The 22,325-nt window shown below is 41.6% G+C and carries 19 protein-coding genes; 13 read left to right on the top strand and 6 right to left on the bottom strand.

The window, feature by feature from the left end; all coding sequences use genetic code 11:
- Positions 1 to 34 precede the first annotated feature (34 nt).
- On the bottom strand, positions 35 to 1,669 hold the full coding sequence (locus AACW90_RS02825) for an ABC transporter substrate-binding protein (protein WP_390230454.1): 1,635 nt from the start codon (positions 1,667 to 1,669) through the stop codon (positions 35 to 37).
- Between the two features lie 634 nt (positions 1,670 to 2,303).
- Here AACW90_RS02825 and AACW90_RS02820 point away from each other — a divergent pair.
- Positions 2,304 to 3,119: a type 2 periplasmic-binding domain-containing protein gene (locus tag AACW90_RS02820; protein WP_390230451.1), complete on the top strand. Its 816-nt coding sequence runs from the start codon at positions 2,304 to 2,306 to the stop codon at positions 3,117 to 3,119.
- Positions 3,120 to 3,218: 99 nt separating this feature from the next.
- Here AACW90_RS02820 and AACW90_RS02815 read toward each other — a convergent pair whose 3' ends face one another.
- Both AACW90_RS02815 and AACW90_RS02810 read right to left on the bottom strand, forming a co-directional pair.
- A complete protein-coding gene (locus AACW90_RS02815; protein ID WP_390230448.1) occupies positions 3,219 to 3,980 on the bottom strand; it encodes a DeoR/GlpR family DNA-binding transcription regulator in 762 nt (253 codons plus the stop codon).
- A gap of 14 nt (positions 3,981 to 3,994) precedes the next feature.
- Positions 3,995 to 4,882, bottom strand: a complete 888-nt coding sequence (locus AACW90_RS02810; RefSeq protein WP_390230445.1) for a PfkB family carbohydrate kinase — start codon at positions 4,880 to 4,882, stop codon at positions 3,995 to 3,997.
- Between the two features lie 240 nt (positions 4,883 to 5,122).
- On the opposite strand from AACW90_RS02810, the gene yihU reads away from it, so the two are divergent.
- The 8 genes from yihU to AACW90_RS02770 all read left to right on the top strand — a co-directional run bounded on the left by yihU (position 5,123) and on the right by AACW90_RS02770 (position 15,506).
- A complete protein-coding gene (gene yihU, locus AACW90_RS02805) occupies positions 5,123 to 6,016 on the top strand; it encodes a sulfolactaldehyde 3-reductase (RefSeq protein WP_390230441.1) in 894 nt (297 codons plus the stop codon).
- A 47-nt stretch (positions 6,017 to 6,063) separates the two neighbouring features.
- The gene (locus AACW90_RS02800) at positions 6,064 to 7,125 is read left to right on the top strand and encodes an aldose epimerase family protein (protein ID WP_390230439.1); all 1,062 of its coding nucleotides are present in this window, start codon (positions 6,064 to 6,066) and stop codon (positions 7,123 to 7,125) included.
- 582 nt (positions 7,126 to 7,707) lie between these two features.
- The gene (locus tag AACW90_RS02795) at positions 7,708 to 8,955 is read left to right on the top strand and encodes an AGE family epimerase/isomerase (RefSeq protein ID WP_275137802.1); all 1,248 of its coding nucleotides are present in this window, start codon (positions 7,708 to 7,710) and stop codon (positions 8,953 to 8,955) included.
- Between the two features lie 248 nt (positions 8,956 to 9,203).
- Positions 9,204 to 10,064 carry a class II fructose-bisphosphate aldolase gene (locus AACW90_RS02790; RefSeq protein ID WP_347999098.1) on the top strand — a complete coding sequence of 287 codons (861 nt, stop codon included), beginning with the start codon at positions 9,204 to 9,206 and terminating at the stop codon, positions 10,062 to 10,064.
- A 294-nt stretch (positions 10,065 to 10,358) separates the two neighbouring features.
- Positions 10,359 to 10,889 (top strand): TRAP transporter small permease, encoded by a 531-nt coding sequence (locus AACW90_RS02785; RefSeq protein WP_390230434.1) that lies wholly within the window; start codon positions 10,359 to 10,361, stop codon positions 10,887 to 10,889.
- 11 nt (positions 10,890 to 10,900) lie between these two features.
- Complete coding sequence (locus AACW90_RS02780; RefSeq protein ID WP_275137804.1) at positions 10,901 to 12,190, top strand: TRAP transporter large permease; 1,290 nt, start codon at positions 10,901 to 10,903, stop codon at positions 12,188 to 12,190.
- Between the two features lie 69 nt (positions 12,191 to 12,259).
- Entirely contained in the window at positions 12,260 to 13,309 is a 1,050-nt protein-coding gene (locus tag AACW90_RS02775) for a TRAP transporter substrate-binding protein (RefSeq protein ID WP_390230430.1), read from the top strand.
- Positions 13,310 to 13,499: 190 nt separating this feature from the next.
- Positions 13,500 to 15,506, top strand: coding sequence for an alpha-glucosidase (locus AACW90_RS02770; RefSeq protein WP_390230427.1), 2,007 nt, complete (start codon positions 13,500 to 13,502; stop codon positions 15,504 to 15,506).
- Here AACW90_RS02770 and AACW90_RS02765 read toward each other — a convergent pair.
- Together AACW90_RS02765 and glpK are read right to left on the bottom strand one after the other, a co-directional pair.
- Complete coding sequence (locus AACW90_RS02765) at positions 15,503 to 15,676, bottom strand: hypothetical protein (protein WP_390230424.1); 174 nt, start codon at positions 15,674 to 15,676, stop codon at positions 15,503 to 15,505. The two genes, AACW90_RS02770 and AACW90_RS02765, sit on opposite strands and share 4 nt — an antisense overlap.
- Positions 15,663 to 17,171 (bottom strand): glycerol kinase GlpK, encoded by a 1,509-nt coding sequence (glpK, locus tag AACW90_RS02760; RefSeq protein WP_390230421.1) that lies wholly within the window; start codon positions 17,169 to 17,171, stop codon positions 15,663 to 15,665. Before glpK ends, AACW90_RS02765 begins: the two co-directional genes overlap by 14 nt.
- A 305-nt stretch (positions 17,172 to 17,476) precedes the next feature.
- Here glpK and AACW90_RS02755 point away from each other — a divergent pair, with 305 nt between their 5' ends.
- Both AACW90_RS02755 and nrtS read left to right on the top strand, forming a co-directional pair.
- Positions 17,477 to 19,174 (top strand): PAS domain-containing hybrid sensor histidine kinase/response regulator, encoded by a 1,698-nt coding sequence (locus tag AACW90_RS02755; protein ID WP_390230419.1) that lies wholly within the window; start codon positions 17,477 to 17,479, stop codon positions 19,172 to 19,174.
- Positions 19,175 to 19,215: 41 nt separating this feature from the next.
- The gene (nrtS, locus tag AACW90_RS02750; RefSeq protein WP_390230416.1) at positions 19,216 to 19,464 is read left to right on the top strand and encodes a nitrate/nitrite transporter NrtS; all 249 of its coding nucleotides are present in this window, start codon (positions 19,216 to 19,218) and stop codon (positions 19,462 to 19,464) included.
- A gap of 35 nt (positions 19,465 to 19,499) precedes the next feature.
- Here the strand turns inward: nrtS and AACW90_RS02745 are convergent, their stop codons facing one another.
- Entirely contained in the window at positions 19,500 to 20,165 is a 666-nt protein-coding gene (locus AACW90_RS02745) for a haloacid dehalogenase type II (protein WP_390230414.1), read from the bottom strand.
- Between the two features lie 197 nt (positions 20,166 to 20,362).
- Here AACW90_RS02745 and AACW90_RS02740 point away from each other — a divergent pair, with 197 nt between their 5' ends.
- On the top strand, positions 20,363 to 20,989 hold the full coding sequence (locus AACW90_RS02740; protein ID WP_390230412.1) for a DsbA family protein: 627 nt from the start codon (positions 20,363 to 20,365) through the stop codon (positions 20,987 to 20,989).
- Positions 20,990 to 21,133: 144 nt separating this feature from the next.
- The gene (locus AACW90_RS02735) at positions 21,134 to 22,264 is read left to right on the top strand and encodes a site-2 protease family protein (protein ID WP_390230410.1); all 1,131 of its coding nucleotides are present in this window, start codon (positions 21,134 to 21,136) and stop codon (positions 22,262 to 22,264) included.
- The last annotated feature ends 61 nt before the right edge of the window (positions 22,265 to 22,325 follow it).

Below are 22,325 nucleotides of genomic sequence, written 5' to 3'. Positions count from 1 at the left end.
GCGGATAGGAAACGTAATCTATCCCGAGTTCACATTACTTAAGGTGTAGGTTGTTAAGAATGATGACTCGCTTACCACCGTCATACCATACTGGTTGTACATATGGGTCTTTCTCACTTGGCCATCCCACAATCTTATCTGTACGGTATTGGAACCAAGTTGGGTTAGAGAAAAGAGGAATAAATGGCATATTCTGCGCGGTAAACTCTTGAAGTTGATCTAGAATTTTTTGCTGTTCCTTCGTATCACCCGTTTTGCCAAAACTATCGATCAATGCGTCGATCTCTGGGCTGTGTACACCATGACCAGCGTGCCAAGTTTTACCAATACGAGAGGTTGAAAAATACTCTTGATACGCAAGAATTGGGTTAGTTGCAACCATAGACCAGTTGATCGACATCTTATACTTGCTCTCTTTTAGATTCGCATCGTATACCGCCCAATCCACTGTCTTAATCTTGGCTTTAATGCCTACCTCTTCAAAATACTCCGTCACCATCTGTACAACTTGTATCCAGTCAGTCCAACCGTTCACAACTTCGATATCAAACTCAATCGTGTTGCCGTCTTTGTCATCTCGGAACCCATCACCATTTTTGTCTGTTAGGCCAACTTCATCCAATAAGGCTTTGGCTTTATCTTGGTCAAACGTAGTGAGTGATCTGTATTTTTCGGATATCCCTTTATTGATGCTTGTCTCATAAAGCTCACCAATACCACCAGCGTTAAAGTTGGCCGTTGGGTAACCGTAAGCAGCGATGTCTACAATTGCATCGCGATCCAGAGCCATAGATAAAGCCTGACGAACTCGTAAATCATTGAAAGGTTTTTCTGTAGTGTTTACATAAAGATGAATCGCATCGTTCGCTGGATACCAATAATGATTGGTCTCTGGTGATGCTTCAACAAATGTCGCATCGATATCAGCAATGAAGTTTGAACCCCAGTCAATCTCGCCTTTAATCAAAGCAGGTTGAAGCTGTGAGTTGTCGTTATAAGAACGGAAAGTCACACAGTCGAGATACGGACGCCCTTCGAGATAGTAATTAGGATTACGGCATAGTTCCATCTGCTGAGCTTTGAGATATTTCACCGTCGTCATGGGACCACTGCCAACCGGATTCGGGTTGGTAAATGTGGTTAGGTCTTCAACCTCACCCCAAATATGTTTGGGTACGATATGGTATCTTTCCAAGTTCCAAATAAACGTTGAATCTGCTTCATTCAACTCAAATGTCACCGTTTTATTATCAAGAGCTTTGATTTCTTTTAAATTTTTACCCGACCAAATACCTTTTTGATCAAACGCAGGTGCCTCTTTCGTCAACATGAAGCTGAATACCACATCGTCTGCAGTTAGTGCCGAACCATCAGACCATTTCAAACCATCTTTAAGCGTTAAGGTAATGGTTTTAAGGTCATCGGAATAAACCGCAGACTCAGCAAGACGATAATTCGTTCCACCTGTCATGTTGTTAAAAACCATTAGTGGTTCAAACATAATCCCGTGTAAAAGATCTTTAGTTGTATACGGATTGAAATTGTCAACGAACCCAGTGTTGATAATTGGCACCGTAAGCGTACCACCTTGCTTTATCTCTTCGGCTTGAACGGCGGAAACAAACATAGCACCACATAAAAATGAAGCCAGTAAGGTTTTGTTTTGCATCACGTATTCCCTTATTATTTTGTATTTAAATCACTAAGAAAGCGCTTTCTTTTTAGGTTATAAATAGTATTTCTAAGTGACTGAACGTAGCTCACCCTGAAAAGAAAGCGCTTTCTTTTGGTGAGAGACTACAACAGCGTATAGGCTCCAACAACACGAAATAATCTAAAAGTCTACCAAGCTCACAAAAATGCCACATGTTGCCGAATACTATTTTTATTGTTTAATTACAATTAGTTAATAACATACTCAACACATAACCAATACTCCCGATTCGCCCTAACCCATTAAAATTATTAAATAAATATTATTCTGGTTAGGTTTATGTATTAACCTATTTCTGTGATCAGAAAGCATATCGACTCCTAACGCCATACCTAATCATCAATTTTTCTCTGTACCTCGCATTTTCCTATTTGAATTTGATCTCTCTCGAATCCGTTTTTCAGAACAGGTCCCAATGAAGACTAAATAGCTTCATATCTTTGTCAAAATGCATTTATTCTACTTAGTATCAAATTTCACAACCAAAACGAAAGCGCTTTCTTTATAAGTCTGATATCGTGCTTGGCATTGAATGGTTGTTAAACCTTTCAATAATTTTTTATGAACAGATTCACCTATTAGTAGAAAGATGATGAACAAAATACAATTTTGGAACGGAAACAAATCCCTTATTCGTCAGCAATATGAATTAGCGATTCTAAATGCAGTCTTAGATGTCACACAAAGTACTACGAATCTAAAACCTGAAGTGATCGTTGATTACACTGATTACCCCTCGGCTGAAGATGAAGGTAATGTATTTTCAAAGGGGTCAGACCTACTGGTAACGGTAGCAGGGAATCTGAAGTTTTCAGATAAGACATACATACCAGTACACAAACCGATCGCTAAAGGATTATTAGGGTATCGAATACTCATCACTCGACAGGATTTCAAATCGCTTTTAGAACCCAAATATAATGAAACAAAACGGGTTGTTCTTGAATTAAAAGCGGGTATTCCAAAAACGTGGGCAGATGCTGAGCTGTTCAGAGAAAACGGCTATAAGGTGTTCGAAAAAGGGAGCTTCGATGAGATATTTCAACACCTAAGCGAAGGTGAATGTGATTATGTTTCTTTAGGAGCGAATGAAGTTCAGTCGGTTTATCAACGTATTGCCAATACGTATCCAAACCTAATAATAGAGCCTGATCTAGTACTGTACTACCCATTTCCATTGGTCTTTTATGTTCACCCTGAAAAGCTAAACCTAGCAAAACGTATTGAATACGGATTAGCTCTACTGACTGACAACGGCCAATTAGATGCGCTCTTTGAACACTATTTTAGCGAAACCCTTCGTGAATTGGATCTCGGTAATAGAAACGTTATCTCGTTACGTAACCCCATTTTACCTGAGGAACTAACAGGTACTTCAACACCAAGTTTACTTAACGTTTATTAGGGGCTGTTAACCTTTTGTGGCTAAATTACAAAAAAGTACAACACGAAAAAGGGAGAGTATTCACTCTCCCTTTAGAATCAAAGCTTGGGTTAGCTTGAGCTATCCTTCACAAACCTCTAGTCTCACGTTGGTCTGATTCAATACTTCTTGGATATAGGCAGGCGGTTGCTCATCTGTAAAGAAAACGGTCGCTTCACGAATATGTCCCAACTCAATCGACCCTTTCGGCGTGTATTTGGTTGAATCTAGCGCTACAAATACATTTCGGGCTGACTTCATAACCGATTGGGCCACCGCGGTTTCATTTAGGTCATATTCTAATAAAGTACCATCCGAATCAATAGAACCGGCACTCGTGATCAAATAATCAAAGCGGAAATGATTAATAAAATCGAGGGCTTCAGTCCCAACTATTCCGCCATTGGTCGCACGAATTTTTCCACTTGGTATAAGTACATCAAAGCTTTTATTGCTATGCAGTACATTGGCCACACGCAGAGAATTAGTTATGATTTGAAGGTTACTCTTCTTAAGCAAGTGCGTAGCAATAATCTCTGCCGTCGTACCTATAGTTAGGAAAACCGTCGAGTTATCAGGGACCATATCTGCTATTCGTTCACCAATGGCATTTTTTTCATCGGTTTCGGATACTTTACGAATTTCGTAGTCTAAGTTTACTGTGCTAGAAGGAGAGCTCGCGCCTCCATGATGCCGCACAATTAATCTTTCATCGCTTAACTTTTTAATATCCCGTCTTATTGTTTGTGTAGAAACTTGTAGAGTTTCTGCCAAATCTTCAACGGTACAGTAACCCTTATCGATAACTAATTGTAATAATTTGTCTTGTCTAGGATTAGTCATGATAAACCTTATTATTATTTGTTTACATCGGCGTTAACGATTTCCCTACTTGGAATACCCTCACGCCCACCTAATTTGGTGCATTTTAAAGCCGCAACTGTGTTTGAGAAAACAACAGACTGCCTTGACTCCATTTGCTCTGAAACCGCAACTGCAAAGGCTCCGTGAAAAACATCACCAGCACCAGTTGTATCGACGACATCGACAACTTTACCTTCCTGATGCTTAAGTTCACCACCTTCTAACCAGTAACAACCTTCGGCTCCGACGGTAACATAAACTTTACCTTTTGTCCTTTTCTGAGCAGTTTTTAACCCTTGAATTGGGTCATCTGTCTCAGTAAATTTAGCTAAGCCCGGCTGAGAAAAGGCAACATGATCAGCAAGTTCCACTAGATCTGAAATAGAGTCGGGTGAAAGGTCAGCGTCCAGCACTGATGGAATACGATATTTCCTAGCCTGTTCTAGCGCATATTTTGCACCTTCTGGCCAACGCACATCACAAAGTATGGTTGAGTATGTAGAAAAATCGACAGACTTTAGTGGCTCTATATCACGGCTAAGTGATTTATCTTGATAATTGATAATCATACGTTCACCTTCGTCATCTACTAATACAGCAGAAAAGGCTGACGAAGCACTAGGAATGTGTATTGATTTCGCCACGTTTACACCGTAACCAGCCAACTCATCAAGCATCGTTTTAGCAACTGAATCACCACCAACACGGCCGATAAAATCCACTTCATGTCCTAACTTAGCCACTGCCACAGCGGCGGTAGCGGCGGGACCACCACCTATCTCGAAATAATCTGTCGCTACAAATTTACCACCCGACGTCGGGAGTTCTTTTACTCGTTGCACTCTATCGAGCACAGTAATTCCAAGGCACGCTATTGGCATTGTTCGATTCTCTTTTATTAATCACCTATCTGAATGTACGTGGAATTTGTAAACAAATACAGACAAGCGTAGGACTACAGTATGATTACATTATAAGAAAACTGTCGATATCTACTGGGAGTACAATCACAAAACAACAACAAATGAACACAAAACAACAAAATGTGACATTGATTACAGTAGTTTTTGACGAAAACGTTATATTGGCCGCAATCCCAACACGCATAAAAGGAACAAATCATGTCAACTATCGGCTTTATCGGTCTTGGTCAAATGGGTAGCCCAATGGCGGCAAACCTAATTAAAGGCGGTCACTCTCTAAAAGTTTTCGATATCAGTGAAGACGCAGTGCAAGCGCAAGTAAACCAAGGCGCAGTGGCAGCGACTTCTCCAGCAGAAGCCGCTACAGACGTTGAATTCATTGTCACTATGCTGCCAAATGGTGCTCTAGTAAGAAATGTAATATTTGGTGACAACGGAATTACATCAACCATGAGCAAAGAAGCGCTATTGATTGATATGTCCACTATCCACCCATTCGAAACGGATGCACTTGTAAAAGAGATGGCGGATAAAGGTTTCAGCATGATGGAAGCGCCTGTGGGTCGTACGTCTGATCACGCAATAAAAGGTGAACTTCTTATCTTAGCGGGTGGTTCTAAAGAACAGATTGCAAAAGCACAACCTCTTTTCGATTGTATGGGCAGTGAAACAGTAGACGCTGGTGGCGCTGGTAAAGGCATCCGCGTAAAAATAATCAACAACTACATGAGTATTGCGCTCAATGCACTATCCGCGGAAGCTATCACGCTAGCAGAGGCTATCGGTCTAGATTTCGATACGGCAATGGCAGTAATGAGCGGCACGCCAGCAGGCAAAGGGCACTTCACTACAACGTGGCCAGGTAAAGTTTTGTCTGGCGATTTATCTCCAGCGTTTATGGTCGACCTAGCACATAAAGACCTCGGTATCGCGCTTGATTTGGCTAACCAAGTTAATGTTCCAATGCCATGTGGTGCGGCATCTCGTGAGCTTTATAGCATCACTCGCGCTGCAGGTCGTGGGCGTCAAGATTGGTCTGCGATACTGGAGCAACTACGTGTAACTTCTGGTCTAGAACCAAAAATTAAGTAATTACTCGTTAGCAAATTCCATTATCAACACTAACCGAGGCCAATAACGTGGAACTTACCATTACTTCTTGGGGGTCTGTAGAAGGTCAGGATAAACCTGTTCAACTTTTTACACTAACCAACAAAAACGGCGTGAAGATATCGGTCACCAACTATGGTTGTATCGTCACTTCAATTGAAACACCGGACCGAAATGGCGACCTAGCCGATGTCGTTTTGGGGTATGAAAGCTTAGAGAAATACCTTGGTGGTCATCCTTTTTTTGGTGCCATTGCTGGCCGTTTCGCCAACCGTATCAAAGATGGTAAGTACGCTTTAGATGGTGAACGGTTTCAACTAGAAACCAATGAACCACCCACCGAGCAGCATTTGCACGGCGGTTTAAAAGGATTCGACAAATACGTTTGGGATTACTCGATTGAAGAGGCGCAAGAAGGAACTTTCGTCCATTTTAACCGCGTGTCACCTGATGGTGAGTCCGGTTACGGTGGCACTTTGAGTGTTGTCCATACAGTTGGTCTAGATGAAGACAATCAGGTTCACTACAATTTTAAGGCCACGACTGACAAGCCAACTGTCGTTAACCTTGTGAACCATAGCTACTACAATCTCGCTGGCCATGATTTCGGCACAATAGACGGCCACGCATTGAAAATTAATGCTGACTTCTACACCCCGGTTGCGGAAAATATGATCCCAACAGGTGAAATTTTGTCTGTTAAAAACTCTGGACTGGACTTTACCTCAATGACAACGATCCGTGATAATAAGCTTAACGTTCCGGATGGCGCATATGACCACAACTACATCTTGCACAATCGAGAAATGGAAGGCGAATATGCTTTAGCCGCTGAATTATATGAGCCAAATAGTGGCCGTTTGATGACAGTGCTAACCACTCAACCTGCGGTACAGTTCTATAACGGTTCCAAGTTATCTAACAAACCTTGGTTTGCTCGAAATGGTTACAAGTATGAAGCGTATGCCGGTATGTGTTTGGAAACTCAACACTACGCCGATAGTCCGAACCAACCCCACTTTCCGACGACTCGCTTGAATTCAGGTGAAATTTTTGAGGAAAAAACGATTCATCGTTTCAGCATTAAATAGACGGTCGTTTTAACAACACATGTAAAGGCGCTCAATGATGAGCGCCTTTTTTGTAGAGATAAAAATGCCCGTCCCCTCTCTAAAGCTACCCGGTTAGGTTATCTATACCTATGATCCTCACAAAACCAGCGTCATCTCCACGAAAGTGGCGATCTAAACCCACCCAGATTCCCGTTTTCACAGAAATAACGAGCAGTTAGAGTACTAAACCGAACGGTATCGAATACGATGTTTTTTTGTGATTGATTGTGTTCTAGTGCTCATTAATGTCCATTTGTGATTGTTTTTGTAAAAAATGCTACATAACTAACAGAATTAAAATCTACAAACTGATAATTTCAGTAATAACAGACAGTAAACAGAAACACTCAAAACGCCAAGACATGAATAACTAAGCGTTGCCCCATAATATCGGGGCTATCTCGACTTAAAACACATTATAATTGTTGTTTTGCTTTCGATATTGACCTTTACTGTATTTAATTAGAACTTAACACACACCTTTACTTTCAAAACTGTAATTACTTGGTTTGTTAAGCTTCGCTCTATCTTATTATTTGTTTTCACTAGAGGAAATATTGTATGAAGTGGATTAACACCAGATCCCATAATTCTTGGTTAGAAACTGAAACAGATCGAATTTTTGATTTTGGAAGAAAAGCAGTAGTTCCAAATGGATTTGGTTGGGTCGGCAATAACGGCAGCATTCGTGAAGAAATGGGAACACGACTATGGATCACGGCAAGAATGCTACATTGTTATTCTCTCGCTGCTTTGATGGGTCGTCCAGGCGCATATGACCTTGTTGAACATGGTATTGCTGCATTAGAAGGACCATTGAAAGATAACACCCATGGTGGTTGGTATGCCACGATAGATAACGAAGGCAACGGTATTGTTGATGCATCAAAACAAGGCTATCAACACTGCTTCGTTTTATTAGGTGCCGCAAGCGCAGTAACAACGGGGCACCCGCGTGCTCAAGCTTTATTAGATGAAGCAATTAAGGTTGTTGAGCAATACTTCTGGAGTGAAGAAGAGCAAATGTGCCTTGAGTCTTGGGACGAAACATTCTCAGAGACGGAAGACTATCGTGGTGGTAACGCCAGCATGCACGCCGTTGAAGCCTTCTTAATTGTTTATGATGTAACAAAAGATACAAAGTGGTTAGACCGAGCACTGCATGTTACTGAGTTTATGATTCACAAGACGGCTAAAAGCCTCAACTACCGTGTAAATGAGCACTTTGACTCTAACTGGAATCCACTTCCAGACTACAACAAAGAAACACCTGCAAGCCACTTCCGCGCCTACGGCGGCACCCCCGGTCACTGGATCGAGTGGGGACGCCTAATCTGTCATCTTCGCGCAACACTACTAGAGATTGGAGCGGAAGCTCCAGAGTGGTTGTTAGAAGACGCCAAAGGCCTATTTGATGCAACCGTTCGCGATGCATGGTCTGTTGATGGCGCTCCGGGTTTTGTTTACTCCGTTGATTGGGATGGCAAACCAGTGGTACGTGAACGTATTCGTTGGACGCCTGTTGAAGCCATTGGTACTGCTTATGCGCTTTACACGGTAACAGGTGATAAAAAATATGAAGAGTTCTATCAAACTTGGTGGAATTACTGCCGCACTTACCTGATGGATTATGAAGGTTGCTCATGGTGGCAAGAGCTTGATTCGAATAACGTAGTTTCAGCCAAAGTATGGGATGGTAAGCAAGATATTTATCACCTAATGCACTGCTTAGTGATTCCACGATTACCGTTAACCCCAGGCTTAGCACCTGCACTAGCAGCCGGTCTATTGGACCAAGACATGAAGTAAATTTCCACCACTTTACTGACGTTTTGTAGTTAGATATTAAAAGATGATGGCTTATAGCCGTCATCTTTTTTTTGTCCCCTTTTAAGAAGAAGCGGCATACTCATTCGTAGAGTGACAAGATGTGTTCTAGCACTCACTTTTGTCCATTATTGGTTGTTTTTGTCGTAAAATGATACATATCTAACAGAAATGAAATCAAATGACTGATAATTTCTACATTATCAAACAAATGAAGAGGATTATCTCAAATGCCTTACCTATCCGGCAAAACAATGATTAAAGAAGCGTGGGAAAACGGCTACGCTATCGGTGCATTCACAGCTCACAACCTAGAAACCATCAAAGCGGTACTTCTAGCAGCGCAAGAAGAGCAGTCACCTTTTATGTTGCAAATTGGTCAAAAAGCCATTAACGAAATTGGTATGAAACCGCTTCGTGACGCAGTAGATTCTCTTATTCAACACCACAACATCACTGTTCCAGTCTGTATTCACCTCGACCACAGCCGTAAGTTTGAACAGTGCATGGAAGCGGCAACACGTGACTTCCAGTCACTGATGTTTGACGGTTCTGCGTTACCTTTCGAAGAGAACATCCGTATCACAAAAGCGGTGGTTGAAGTAGCAAGAGCACTTGGCCTCGGTTCAGAAGGCGAGATTGGCAAGATCGGCGGCACCGAAGATGACATCACTGTCGATGAAAAAGACGCGATGATAACAACGGTTGCTGAAGCACTCGATTTCTCTGAGCGCACAGGTGTTGATTATCTAGCAGTCTCTATCGGTACTGCTCACGGCGTGTATAAAACAACACCAGAACTTAAGTTTGACCGTCTAACTGAAATCAAAGATGCAGTGAAAAAACCTATCGTTCTACACGGCGGTTCAGGCGTGCCAGATGATCAGGTTATCGAAGCAGTTAAGCGCGGTGTTGCGAAGATAAACGTGGATACTGAGTTGCGTCAAGGCTTTATCAAAGGTGTACAAGCACACTGGGCTGACAACGAGAATGACTTTATTCTTGCAGACGCAAACAACGCCGGTATCGCCTCTATGATGGAAGTGGTTAAACACAAGATCCGCCTGTTCGGTTCAAACGGTAAAGCTTAATAAAAGTCACTCTTATTTAGGGAGTTCGCTCCCTAAATAATGTCAGAAATGTGACATGAAATATGCAGATAATGACAAGCATTGTTTGGATGTGAAAAGCATCACGGTCAATTTTAACCAAAATGCTAGAATTTCGCCAAACAAAACGGACAATTAGCAAAAAATAAGCTTAGTCATAAAGAGCACAGGAAGTGCTTAATAGGCGTGAACTAACTCTACAGAATATCAGCTCCAAATTATTGATTTAATTAAAATAAGTCAACGTTTGCAATGCTAAATTCTAATGGTGACTCTATGTTTAAGAGTATTGAAAAAGCGTTAAATAAGATTAACGCACCTATAGCAAATTTTACTGCTCAGTTATCAGGTATCTTATTATTAGTAATGACTGCCATCGTGCTACTTCAAGTCGGCTGTCGTTATATATTAAACATCCCTTTAAGCTGGACTGATGAATCATCACGTTTTCTGATGATTTATATGACTTATCTGTGTCTACCTATCGTTTATTTGCGTGACCAAAACATCGCGATGACATTTATAACAGACAAGTTTAAGAATATGCGCGTTTACCACATTTTTATGATAGTCGCACACGTTGCTGCTCTCATTTTATTCACAATCTGGATCTACTACGGGTACATATTCTTTACCACCGGTGGCGTAATGGCAGATAGCGTGCCAATCCCGATGTATACCATCTACATCATCCCACCTGTGATGTTGGCGTTGTCATGCTTAACTGCTTTTGAAAAGTTAGCGGCGTCGATACACAATTTCATCCATTTTTCTGACGACACAAAGTCAGTTGAAGTAACTGGATAGGACGCCGTATAATGATTTCTCCGATTTTCCTCGTCTATTTCATGACATTCTTGCTTATCGGTGTGCCCGTTCTTTTTGCACTCGGTCTTTCACCAATCATCACGTTTGTTCAAGATGATCAAGTTTTGTTTATTAACATGCTTTATCAACGACTTTATTCTGGTCTTGATAACTTCCTTTTGCTTGCTTTACCGTTCTTTATGTTGGCTGGTGAGTGCATGTCGAGCGGTGGTATTACACCTCGTATCGTCTCGTTTGCTCAAACCCGTGTTCAACATATGCGTGGTGGCTTAGGGCACGTCGTTATTATCGCAGCAACCATGTTTGGTGCATTGACCGGCTCTTCTGTAGCGGCAACGTCAGCGATAGGCAACATGCTTATCCCTGAGATGAAAAAGTACAAATACGATCCGGCCTATGCAGCGGCATTAACCGCAGCGGCAACCGTATTGGGCACTATCATCCCTCCGTCCGGCATCATGTTAATTTACGCATTCGTAATGAATACATCTGTTGCAGCCATGTTCCTTTCCGGTATTGTTCCTGGATTGATTTTCTGCCTAGGTTTGATGCTGGTTAACCGTTTCCAAATCCGTCACTACCCTGATATTCAACCCTTTGAACGTGCATCTAAAGAAGAGCGCCGTAAGAGTATGAAGATGGCGATATTGCCTCTAATGACGCCAGTGATCATTCTTGGCGGCATCTATGGCGGTATATTTACACCAACAGAAGCGGCGGCAGTCGCCGTACTGTACGCCATTATTCTGTCGGTTTATATTCTTAAAGTAAGCACCGTTAAAGCAACATATGCTCTATTTGCAAAAGTATCGGTCAACGCAGCAGCGATTTTAATCATTGTCGCCGCAGCAAGCGGGTTTGCTTCTGCTATCAGCTTCTCTGGTATCTCTAATAGCGTTGCTGATTTCTTTAACGGCATCACTGACAACCCTTACTTGTTATTCTTCATCATTAACATCTTCCTATTTATTGTAGGTATGTTCTTGGATGCGGGCCCTGCAATTCTAATCTTTGCGCCAATCATTGCCCCTATCATGATTGCCGCCGGTATCGACCCTGTGCACTTTGGTGTGGTCATGGTGTGTAACCTTTCTATTGGTTTAGCAACACCACCTATGGGTCTCGTACTCTTTGTAGCTTCCGGTGTATCCGGAGTACCGCTACAACATATTTCGAAGGCGATTATTCCTTTCCTAGCGATAGAGTTTTTAATCATCTTCTTAATTTCGTTCTTCCCTAAACTAGTTATCGGCTTACCGCAGCTACTAGGGGTTATGTAACACCCTCATTGATATACGTGAAATAAAAGCTTTGGCTTTATAATAAAATATATTTTAAAGGAACATAATATGAAAAAAACACTACTTGGATTAGCAACTACAGCAATTCTTGCTTCTGGCGCTGCAACCGCTGCGGACTACAAATTAACGGTACCGCACGTATCAAACCTAGATAGCTATAATCACCAGTCTCTACTTGTTTTCAAAAACTACGTTGAGTCCCGTTCTAATGGTGCTATTTCTGTAGATATTTATCCTTCAGGCCAGCTATGTGGCAATGCAAAAGAATGTCTTGCGGGTATCCAAGCGGGCATGTTTGATTACTTCCAAACGACTATCGCTGAGCTAGCAAACTACTGGCAACCAATTGGGGCATTTGACCTACCTTATATGCTTCCAAATGACCGTATAGCTGAATGTGTATACGATAACGAAGAATTCCTTGGTGACGTGCGTGGCAACATTTTAAAAACCGCTCCTAACTCACGTCTAATGATGGTTTCTAACTCTGGTGGTTGGCGTAACATTGCAACAACGAAAAAACAAGTTAAGACTCCTGCCGATCTAGACGGTCTGAAGTTACGTACTGTACCAGCTAAAATTCAGCAAGAACTTGTTAGAGAACTTGGCGCTGCACCGACACCTATCGCATGGCCTGAAGTATATACTGCCCTTTCAACAGGTGTTGTAGATGGAACGAAGAATGGTATCGTCGATATCGTACAAAACCGTTTTCAAGAAAGCCTGAACTACATCATTCTTGATGGCCACGCATACATGGGTGGTGCTTGGGTATTCAACGACAAGAAATTCAAGTCGTTCCCAGACGAGTTAAAACAAGTCATTGTTGATGCTATCGATGCTCAGAATCAATACCTACGTTCTTATCCTAAGCACCGTGAATACACCGCTTACGAAGAGTTCAAAAAAGCTGACGGTACAGTTTATAGCCCAACGGCTGCAGAGAAAGCTGAATTCCAAAAAGCAGCTGCACCAGTACGTGATTACTTCGCAAAAACAGCGGGTGCTGACGGTCAAGTATGGCTAGAGCGTTTCCAAAACGAAATCAAAACGTGTGAAGCTAAAATCGCAGCAGAATACAAGGTTCAGTTTAAATAAGAATATTATTTAACTGGAAGTAACTATCCCTCCCTAATCTGGGGGGGATTATTTTAAGGCAACAACAAACCTATAGGTTATTTATTTTTATGTTATTTATATTTCAGAAATATAAATAACATAAAAATAAGCAACCTTAAATTAAACGATTTAATTAAACCGTTCCCTCTTACAATTTCGGAGCTATATAATGGACGTATCTTACAACGACAGTGCTTTGGTTATAACACATAAAAACAGAACTATATTCAAGCACTCAGCTCAAAGCCCATCACTATTTTTAGGTGTCGGTGAAGCAAACTACGATATGTATCGTGGTAATTTTGATATTACTGATTACGTCACCGAACGATTACCTCTTCGTCAATACTCTGTTGAAGAAATCGACGGTAAAACGGTAATTACATTTAACTTTGATGGTCAGCCAGCCATAAAAATGTTGATATCCGAAACCGCTGAATCTCGATTAAAAGCAGAATTCGAAGCGCTAGATCCTAAATACAATCGCTTCTGGCTTCGCGTAGCCGCAACAGAAGAAGAGAAAGTATATGGATGTGGTGAACAACTTACCTACTTCAACCTTCGCGGTAAAAATTTCCCACTATGGTCTTCAGAACCAGGTGTCGGTCGTAATAAAGACAGTTACGTCACATGGCTCGCCGACACAAATGATAAGGCGGGTGGTGATTACTACAATACCAACTATCCTCAACCTACATTTGTGTCTGACAAAAAATATTTTTGCCATTTAGAAACCACAGCTTATGCTGATTTTGATTTCACTAATGCCAATTTCCATGAACTTCAATGTTGGGATATTCCAGAGTACTTGCTTCTTGATTGTGAGGCGTCGTTCCCGTCGCTTGTTGAAAACATTACTGGTGTATTCGGTCGCCAGCCAGAGCTACCTGATTGGGTTACCAATGGTGTCATTCTTGGTATTCAAGGTGGCACAGATATTACGCTGGAGAAAATTGAAACAGCAAAGGCCGCTGGTGTTGAGGTTGCTGGAGCATGGTGTCAAGACTGGCAAGGCATCAAGATGACTTCATTCGGTAAGCGTCTGCAATGGGATTGGCAATGGAACAAAGATCTTTACCCAGAACTCGATACCAAAATTCATCAGCTTAAAGAAGAAGGCATTCGTTTCTTAGGTTATATTAACCCGTACGTTTTAGAAGATTTCCCTCTTTATAACGAAGCGGCGGAGAAGGGTTACCTCGCGACTAAGCAGGACGGTTCAAAATACGTCGTCGATTTTGGTGAGTTTTATTGTGGTGTTGTCGATTTCACGAATCCAGAGGCTTGCGAATGGTATAAGGGCGTCATCAAAACAAACATGATCGATTTTGGTCTTGATGGCTGGATGGGTGATTTCGGTGAATACCTGCCAACAGACTGTAGTCTAAGCAACGGCGTTAGCGCTGAAATTGAACACAACAAATGGCCTTATCGTTGGGCGAAAGTTCAACATGAAGCGATTGAAGAATCGGGTAAAACAGACGACATCTTATTCTTTATGCGCGCTGGCGGTGCTGGTATTCAAGGGAAGTGTCATGCTTTATGGGGCGGTGACCAATTAGTTGATTGGTGTATTGATGACGGCCTTGCGTCCGTTATTCCAGCGGCATTGTCGTCTGGCCTAATGGGTAACGGCATTCACCATAGTGATATTGGTGGCTATACAACGCTTCACGGTTGTAAACGTACTAAAGAGCTATTCCAACGCTGGACTGAAATGGCTGCGTTTACACCAATTATGCGTACGCATGAAGGTAACCGCCCTGGTGACAACCATCAATTCTATACCGATGCTGACACATTAGCGCACCTAGCGCGCATGACGAAGATCTTCAAACATCTTAAGCCTTACATTAAAGCCGCCTCTAAAGAGAATGCTCAAAAAGGCATGCCTATCCAACGCCCACTATTCATGCATTATGAAAACGACGTGGAAGCGTACGAAATCAAATTCCAGTACCTGTTTGGTCGTGATTTACTCGTCGCTCCTGTTTATAACCAAGGTGAAGAAGTTAAAAAGGTTTACCTGCCGGAAGATGAATGGGTACACGTATGGAGTGGTAAGACATTCACTGGTGGTTGGATTGAAGTTGATGCTCCAATCGGTCAACCTGCCGTGTTCTATCGCAAGGCATCCAAAGACGTTGAGCTACTGAGCCAAATCGCTACTCTCTAATCCAATAACCAGATAGCAGAGACGAAACCACCTTCAATGAAGGTGGTTTTTTTATATCTAAATACCAGCATTAAGTTATCATTCCCGTGGCAACCGGAAACTTCTGACCAGTAAGCGACACCGTTAACAGATAAAAATAGCGGCGTATATCGAGAGTTAATGCTCCGCATCAGACCAAGCTCGTACTGCTTTCACTGCTCTTTTCCAACCATTATAACGTTTCGCACGTTTATCCTCATCATCTTCAGGTATGAAGGTTTTATCGATTTCAGATCTATTCTTAACTTCTTCGATACTGTCCCAATAGCCAACCGCTAAACCGGCCAAGTAAGCGGCGCCCATTGCCGTAACTTCGGTTACTTTTGGCCGATGAACGTTGGCATTCAAAATGTCGGCTTGGTACTGCATCAAAAAGTTATTCGCTACCGCACCGCCATCAACGCGCAAATCCGTTATCTTAATACCTGAGTCGGCTTGCATTGCGTCGATAACATCACGACTTTGATAGGCAATACTCTCTAAAGTTGCTCTGATGATATGGTTTACACCCGTACCTCGAGTCATCCCCATGATCGTTCCACGAGCGTAGGCATCCCAATAAGGGGCCCCTAAACCAGTAAACGCCGGGATAACATAAACACCATTAGATGAATCTACTTGTGAAGCAAAATACTCTGAGTCTTTTGCATTCGCTATCATCTTCATTTCATCACGCAACCATTGAATGGAAGCACCAGCCATAAACACGGAACCTTCAAGTGCGTACGTCACCTCGCCTTTTGGACCACATGCTAATGTGGTTAGCAGGCCATTAGACGAAGAAACTTTATCTAACCCGGTATTCATCAACAGGAAGCAGCCCGTTCCATAGGTGTTTTTGGCTTGACCCGCTTCTACACACATTTGTCCAAACAATGCTGCTTGCTGGTCACCTGCAATACCTGCGATAGGTATGCGAGTACCCCCTTTACCGCCTAAGTTGGCTTCACCATAAACTTCCGAAGAAGCTTTAACCTTTGGCATCATAGAAAATGGTATTTCGAACTCAGCCAATATTTTACGGTCCCACTCTAGGGTATTAATATTGAAAAGCATGGTTCTCGATGCATTGGTGTAGTCAGTAACATGCACTTTACCTTGTGTCATTTTCCAGACAAGCCATGTATCAACGGTTCCAAACAGTAATTTACCCTCTTCGGCTTGTTTGCGAGCGCCCTCAACATTGTCTAGGATCCATTTCACTTTAGTACCTGAAAAATAAGGATCGAGTACCAACCCCGTATTCTCTCGCACATATGCCTCAAACCCTTCATGTTGTTGATACTCTTCACAAATGGCGGCGGTTCTACGGCATTGCCAAACAATCGCGTTATATATTGGTTTACCTGTTTCCTTATTCCAAACAATGGTCGTTTCGCGTTGATTCGTGATACCAATGGCCGCGATCTGCTCTGTGGCAATTCCCTTCTGGATTAGCGCTTCGATAAGTGTTGTTGTTTGAGTAGCATAAATTTCTAACGGATCATGTTCTACCCATCCAGCTTGAGGATATATCTGGGTAAATTCCCGCTGAGCAACACTGACAACATTCGCATCGTGATCTAAAATAACCGCTCTTGAACTCGTGGTCCCTTGGTCAATTGCAACTATATATTTGTTATCCATATGAAGAACCTTCGTTTTCTGTGCTTTATCTTCTACTGAAATTGTAACAGAGACCAAACGCACACAAATATGAGTGCCAAAATAGTCGCCGGGTCTTTAAGTGAAATGGTTATCATTACGAAACCTTTATGCAGTTTACTTATAAAAAATGGACCTTCAATACCCAAACGCGCGCTAAAACGCGCTTTACTTCACATTTTTTCAACTTGAATGAACATGTTTTTATGTTCGAACGACAAAAAGGAACAAGTTTAAAGCAAACCAACACCCACACTTAGCATTATCGTCTCTATTTTTGCAAAATAATGCTATTTACGAATGACCAGGACTTCAACAACATAGAGGCAATTAATGCCACTAACTCAAGGCCTTCAAAGATGTTGTTTTCGCAAAATTGTTTAGATATCACCATGCTCTCCAACTTAGTTGCCACTAGCATCAATAATGAAGAACAACTCCATCTTATATCCAACATTATTGATGATATTGAAGCCGTGATGTGTGCCAAGGACACGGAAGGCAGACACTTCATCGCTAATAGGTGTTATGAACAAAGCGTGGGGATTGACAGAGAAAACGTATTTGGGAAAACAGACGAAGAAATATTTTCATTTTCGCCTGAAACAGCAAAGGAAATTAGAGAAAAAGATCTGGAGGTGATGCGCACTAAGAAAAAAAAATCTTTTGAAGAGAAAGTCCCATGTTCGAATGGAGAAATAAAATATTACCTCACGATGAAATCCCCAATTTTAGATTCAAATGGTAACTGTGTTGGTCTCATGTGTCTTGCGGTAGACATCAGTAAACAAAAAATTCTAGAACAAAAACTAGTGAACGCAACGATGGCCAAAAACCTTTTTTTAGCCAAGATGAGCCATGAAATTCGCACACCTATTAGCGCCGTTGTAGGTTATATCGACCTTATTAATCATTCTGACTCATCAATGCACAAAAAATACCTCAACAACATATCAACATCTGTCGAGCACCTATTAAATCTGGTTAACGATATTTTGGATATCTCATCAATTGAAGAAAATAAAATACAATTAGATCATAAAAAATTCAATTTACTCGAGATATTAGAGAGTGTTATTTCCACCCTGAAATTCAAAGCCAATACATGCAAAATAAAAGTCATCACTAAGATAAAATCGAGCCAAAGCCATCACTTTGTTGGCGACGAAACTAGAGTTAAACAAATTATCTTGAATCTCGTCTCCAATGCCGTCAAGTTTTCCAATGGAAAACCGATTGAAGTTAGAATCTCGGTCAATCACAGTAAATATGATGGTAAAAAGAAGATATCAATCATCGTTAAGGATCAAGGTATTGGACTAAATACATCGAATAGAGAAAGAATCTATCAAGCCTTCAGCCAACTAAAAAATTCCGACCGCTATTTTGAAGGAACAGGGCTAGGATTGGCGATAGTAAAAGAGCTCTCACAACTGATGAACGGCTCAATAAAATTCTTTTCAGAGGAAGGACACGGAACTATTGTAGCAGCATCAATCCATCTAGAGGAGTCTTACCGCACAAACCAGCAGAGCCCTAAGTTCACCATGTACGACTCTAGCAGTAGTAAATTACTAAAAAATAAAATTATCTGTATCGCAGAGGATCAAACATTCAACCGTGAAATTCTCAAATTAATGGCACAAAGTGAAGGTGCTGAGGTCATTGCGTTTGCAGACGGAGAACATTTAATTAAAGCCGTGAAATCTAATAGTTTGCCACTCAACATTGACTGTTTTTTAATTGATATTCACATGCCTATTATGAGTGGTGTAGAAGCCCTAACCCTATTACGAGAGTTTGCAGAATACAAAAATACACCCGCCTATTTCGTCACTGCAGATGCTGTACAGGATAACCTCGACCGCTATTGGTCTAACAACTACAACCTCAGCGGGATCTATTTAAAACCTCTCAAGCGACAGGAGCTTATCAATTGCGTAAATGGCAACATTGAGATAGCCTCAATCGAAGGCGCGAACTGATCGCCCAGTTATTTAGCTCGGTTTAGAGGAAAACGATAATAATGCCAGGACAAACAGCCACACAAAAAATACTCAATACCGCTTTTTCTCCGTTGATAGTTAAGCGTTCACTAAAAGTGTCCGCCGTCGTCGGTACTATCCTGATGATGATCAACCACGGAGAGGCACTATTAATGGGAAACATCGATACGCAACGGGCAATTAAAATCGCACTTAGCTATTGCGTGCCCTACCTTGTATCAACCTATTCTGCCGTTTCAACCACAATAGAAAATCAACGTAGCCAGTAACCAGTTTTACGTTACTTCAGTAATACTTGATGGCTCTACAATACGGCTTTTAACATGGATAAATTAGGCACTATTGCCGTTGGTTCAATGCCCCATGGGTCAAATATCGCGTCCTCCGATCGCTTAACCCACGTCGCTTGCATGCCAGCGGATATCGCGCCGATAACATCAAATGGGTTACTAGATATCAACCACACCTCATTATCTTTAGCTTCTGATTCACGCAAAAAATGAGTATATACCGCAGGATTCGGTTTAAAGGATTGCACGTCATCGCAACTCACTACACCATGAAACAATTCACTGATCCCCGCAGATTCAAGCAACTGGTTTACCGCTATTTGGCTCCCATTAGAAAACGCATACAGGCGAAAACCAGCCTGTTTTAATTGCTTCAAGGCGGCAGTAACATCGTCAAAACATGGTAATGTTTTGTAGCTCTCTAGTAGAGCTTGTTTCTGTTCAATGGTTAATTCGATTTTATGAAACTGACAACTATAATCGAGGGCATTGGCGGTACAAACGGCAAAATTTTGGTAATTTTGCATCAAACCTCGTCTAAATGAGTACTCAAGTTGCTTGTTTCTCCATGTATGAGAAAAAGCATCTGCTTTGTTCCCCATAAAATTCTCTAAGATTGATGTAACCCCATGAGTATCAATAAGTGTTCCATACACATCAAACGCTAGTGTCGTCGGCATTGAATTCTCCTTTTGAGACCATAATATGTCGCATTTTATTAAACTTTCCAAGCAATACACGACCAAATGTAACTTAACATGTGAGAGAAAAGTACGACTTTATTGATTTGATTGATCTGATTGATCTGAAATCAAGGGTAATTACATTCTAGATAATTTTTGTTACCTTTAACTAACATCTTAAAAGGAATTGACCTATGGCTTCTTCAGTAAAACTCTATTATGTGTATGACCCCATGTGTTCTTGGTGTTGGGGATACAAACCCACATGGACGGAAATCGAGAAACATCTTTCCGAACATCTAGAGATCGTTTACGTAGTTGGAGGGTTAGCACCCGATTCCGACGTACCAATGCCAGAAGAAATGCAGCAACAAGTGGCTTCGTACTGGAAAAAAATCGAGGGCTACTTAGGTACCGAATTTAATTATCAGTTTTGGAAAAATAATACCCCCCGTCGCTCTACCTACCCAGCTTGCCGAGCCGCCTTAGCCGCGCGGAAACAAGGCGCCGAAAAAGCGATGCTAAGTGCCATTCAAAACGCCTATTATCTTGAAGCACGTAACCCTAGTGATAACGAAATACTCATTTCGCTCTCTGTCGAGATAGGGTTAGACAGTAAAAAATTCACAGACGATCTTCTATCTGACGCATTAAATCAAGAGCTAGTAGCTGAGATCACTTTCGCCCGCTCTATCGGGGGAAATAGCTTTCCGTCCTTGTTCGTAAGGTCAAATGACAATATTGCAGAACTCCCTATTGATTATCAACACTCTGAAGAGACCATTAGCCAAATAATGAAAGCTTGCAATATCAGCCAATGAAAATCTGTGAGATATCAATCAAGCAACGCCAATCTTATAAAACGCGCTCCAATCATGTCCTAATTAGCATAGCGAAATGAGAGCAAGAATTAGACTAATTCTAACAAGAAATCAAACTACGACTAGATAAAGAAAGAGAACACATTGGAATTATTAAATATTGATTGCCTAGGTAAATCGCTTCGTCTCGAAGGTTCTATGGCTGGTTGGCAGCAACTTTTTTGGGACAACAATCTCGTTTCTGTTATGCCGGCATCGGCCGACTACCAAGGCATTAAAGAACATCAGTTTGAACTTCAAACGCAACCAGCAAGCATGACAGAAATAACTGACCCGTCTATGGAGACGGCACTAATACAAACCATTGCAGTACGCTTGACCACGGATTTAACGTGGCAACCATTTTCGATTAGCTATCAGCTTTTTGTTAATAATGAACTGGCTTTCCAAGGTACTCGAAACACCAAAGATATCGAACAACAGACGCCCGTCACACTTATCAAACAACAGAAAAAACTCAGCATAATTGGCCTCACATCGTTAGGCTTCAAGCTGTTGAAAAGCGCCAAAGTCATTAAAGTTGTACTCGTTGGGGCTAGTGTGGCGGCATATTCATGGTTATTTTCAGTACAATTTGCTTTGGCACTTATTGCTTGTCTGGTGTTCCATGAATATGGCCATATTCGAGCGATGAAATACTTTGGAATGAAAACCAAAGGCATTTACCTTATCCCCTTCATGGGAGGACTTGCCTTAAGTGATGAACGTATTAACACCCGTTGGCAAGATGTGGTCATCTCAATCATGGGACCGACCTTTGGCCTGTTGATGTCGGGACTCTCTCTTATTGTTTACTGGGTAACCGATTTGGATTTTTTTGCAGGTCTCGCGGCCTTCAATGCACTGCTGAACCTCTTTAATCTATTGCCTATTTTGCCGCTTGATGGGGGTCATATTTTAAAAAGTATCAGCTTTTCTATGAACTCTATTGTCGGATTATCATTCTGTATTGCAGGTGCTGCCTTTGGTGTATATTTGAGCTATACGCTAAATCTGACCCTACTTGGGCTTATGTTATTGATTGGCAGCGTCGAAATTGTTTTCGAATGGAAAGCCCGCCACGTTAGCCACTTGTTACCATTAGACAGATCTGGACAAGTTTTTTCAGCGTGTTGGTACTTTATTACCGTTATCTGTTTAATTGGTATTATTTGGTATTTAGCTGGCAGCGGCAATGACATGCTTGGATTGCCATTAAAGATTTTGCAAAGCTAATGTAGGCTTAAATATATCGATTCTATTTCTCCTCGTTTGTAATCACGATTAAACGAACGAG

Origin of the sequence: Vibrio frigidus, from assembly GCF_042465995.1 — a bacterium.
Lineage (GTDB): Bacteria > Pseudomonadota > Gammaproteobacteria > Enterobacterales > Vibrionaceae > Vibrio.
The sequence above is the reverse complement of the archived record's forward strand: the minus strand, read 5'-3'. Positions and strand labels throughout refer to the sequence as shown.

What these genes read in the sequence shown, in the direction of transcription:
- AACW90_RS02820 (WP_390230451.1), top strand. Translation starts at nt 2,304, where the DNA reads ATGATGAACAAAATACAATTTTGGAACGGAAACAAATCCCTTATTCGT.
- AACW90_RS02790 (WP_347999098.1), top strand. Translation starts at nt 9,204, where the DNA reads ATGCCTTACCTATCCGGCAAAACAATGATTAAAGAAGCGTGGGAAAAC.
- glpK (WP_390230421.1), bottom strand. Translation starts at nt 17,171, where the DNA reads ATGGATAACAAATATATAGTTGCAATTGACCAAGGGACCACGAGTTCA.
- AACW90_RS02775 (WP_390230430.1), top strand. Translation starts at nt 12,260, where the DNA reads ATGAAAAAAACACTACTTGGATTAGCAACTACAGCAATTCTTGCTTCT.
- AACW90_RS02825 (WP_390230454.1), bottom strand. Translation starts at nt 1,669, where the DNA reads ATGCAAAACAAAACCTTACTGGCTTCATTTTTATGTGGTGCTATGTTT.
- AACW90_RS02770 (WP_390230427.1), top strand. Translation starts at nt 13,500, where the DNA reads ATGGACGTATCTTACAACGACAGTGCTTTGGTTATAACACATAAAAAC.
- AACW90_RS02745 (WP_390230414.1), bottom strand. Translation starts at nt 20,165, where the DNA reads ATGCCGACGACACTAGCGTTTGATGTGTATGGAACACTTATTGATACT.
- AACW90_RS02795 (WP_275137802.1), top strand. Translation starts at nt 7,708, where the DNA reads ATGAAGTGGATTAACACCAGATCCCATAATTCTTGGTTAGAAACTGAA.
- AACW90_RS02810 (WP_390230445.1), bottom strand. Translation starts at nt 4,882, where the DNA reads ATGCCAATAGCGTGCCTTGGAATTACTGTGCTCGATAGAGTGCAACGA.
- AACW90_RS02785 (WP_390230434.1), top strand. Translation starts at nt 10,359, where the DNA reads ATGTTTAAGAGTATTGAAAAAGCGTTAAATAAGATTAACGCACCTATA.
- AACW90_RS02765 (WP_390230424.1), bottom strand. Translation starts at nt 15,676, where the DNA reads ATGCGGAGCATTAACTCTCGATATACGCCGCTATTTTTATCTGTTAAC.
- yihU (WP_390230441.1), top strand. Translation starts at nt 5,123, where the DNA reads ATGTCAACTATCGGCTTTATCGGTCTTGGTCAAATGGGTAGCCCAATG.
- AACW90_RS02815 (WP_390230448.1), bottom strand. Translation starts at nt 3,980, where the DNA reads ATGACTAATCCTAGACAAGACAAATTATTACAATTAGTTATCGATAAG.
- nrtS (WP_390230416.1), top strand. Translation starts at nt 19,216, where the DNA reads ATGCCAGGACAAACAGCCACACAAAAAATACTCAATACCGCTTTTTCT.
- AACW90_RS02755 (WP_390230419.1), top strand. Translation starts at nt 17,477, where the DNA reads ATGCTATTTACGAATGACCAGGACTTCAACAACATAGAGGCAATTAAT.
- AACW90_RS02740 (WP_390230412.1), top strand. Translation starts at nt 20,363, where the DNA reads ATGGCTTCTTCAGTAAAACTCTATTATGTGTATGACCCCATGTGTTCT.
- AACW90_RS02780 (WP_275137804.1), top strand. Translation starts at nt 10,901, where the DNA reads ATGATTTCTCCGATTTTCCTCGTCTATTTCATGACATTCTTGCTTATC.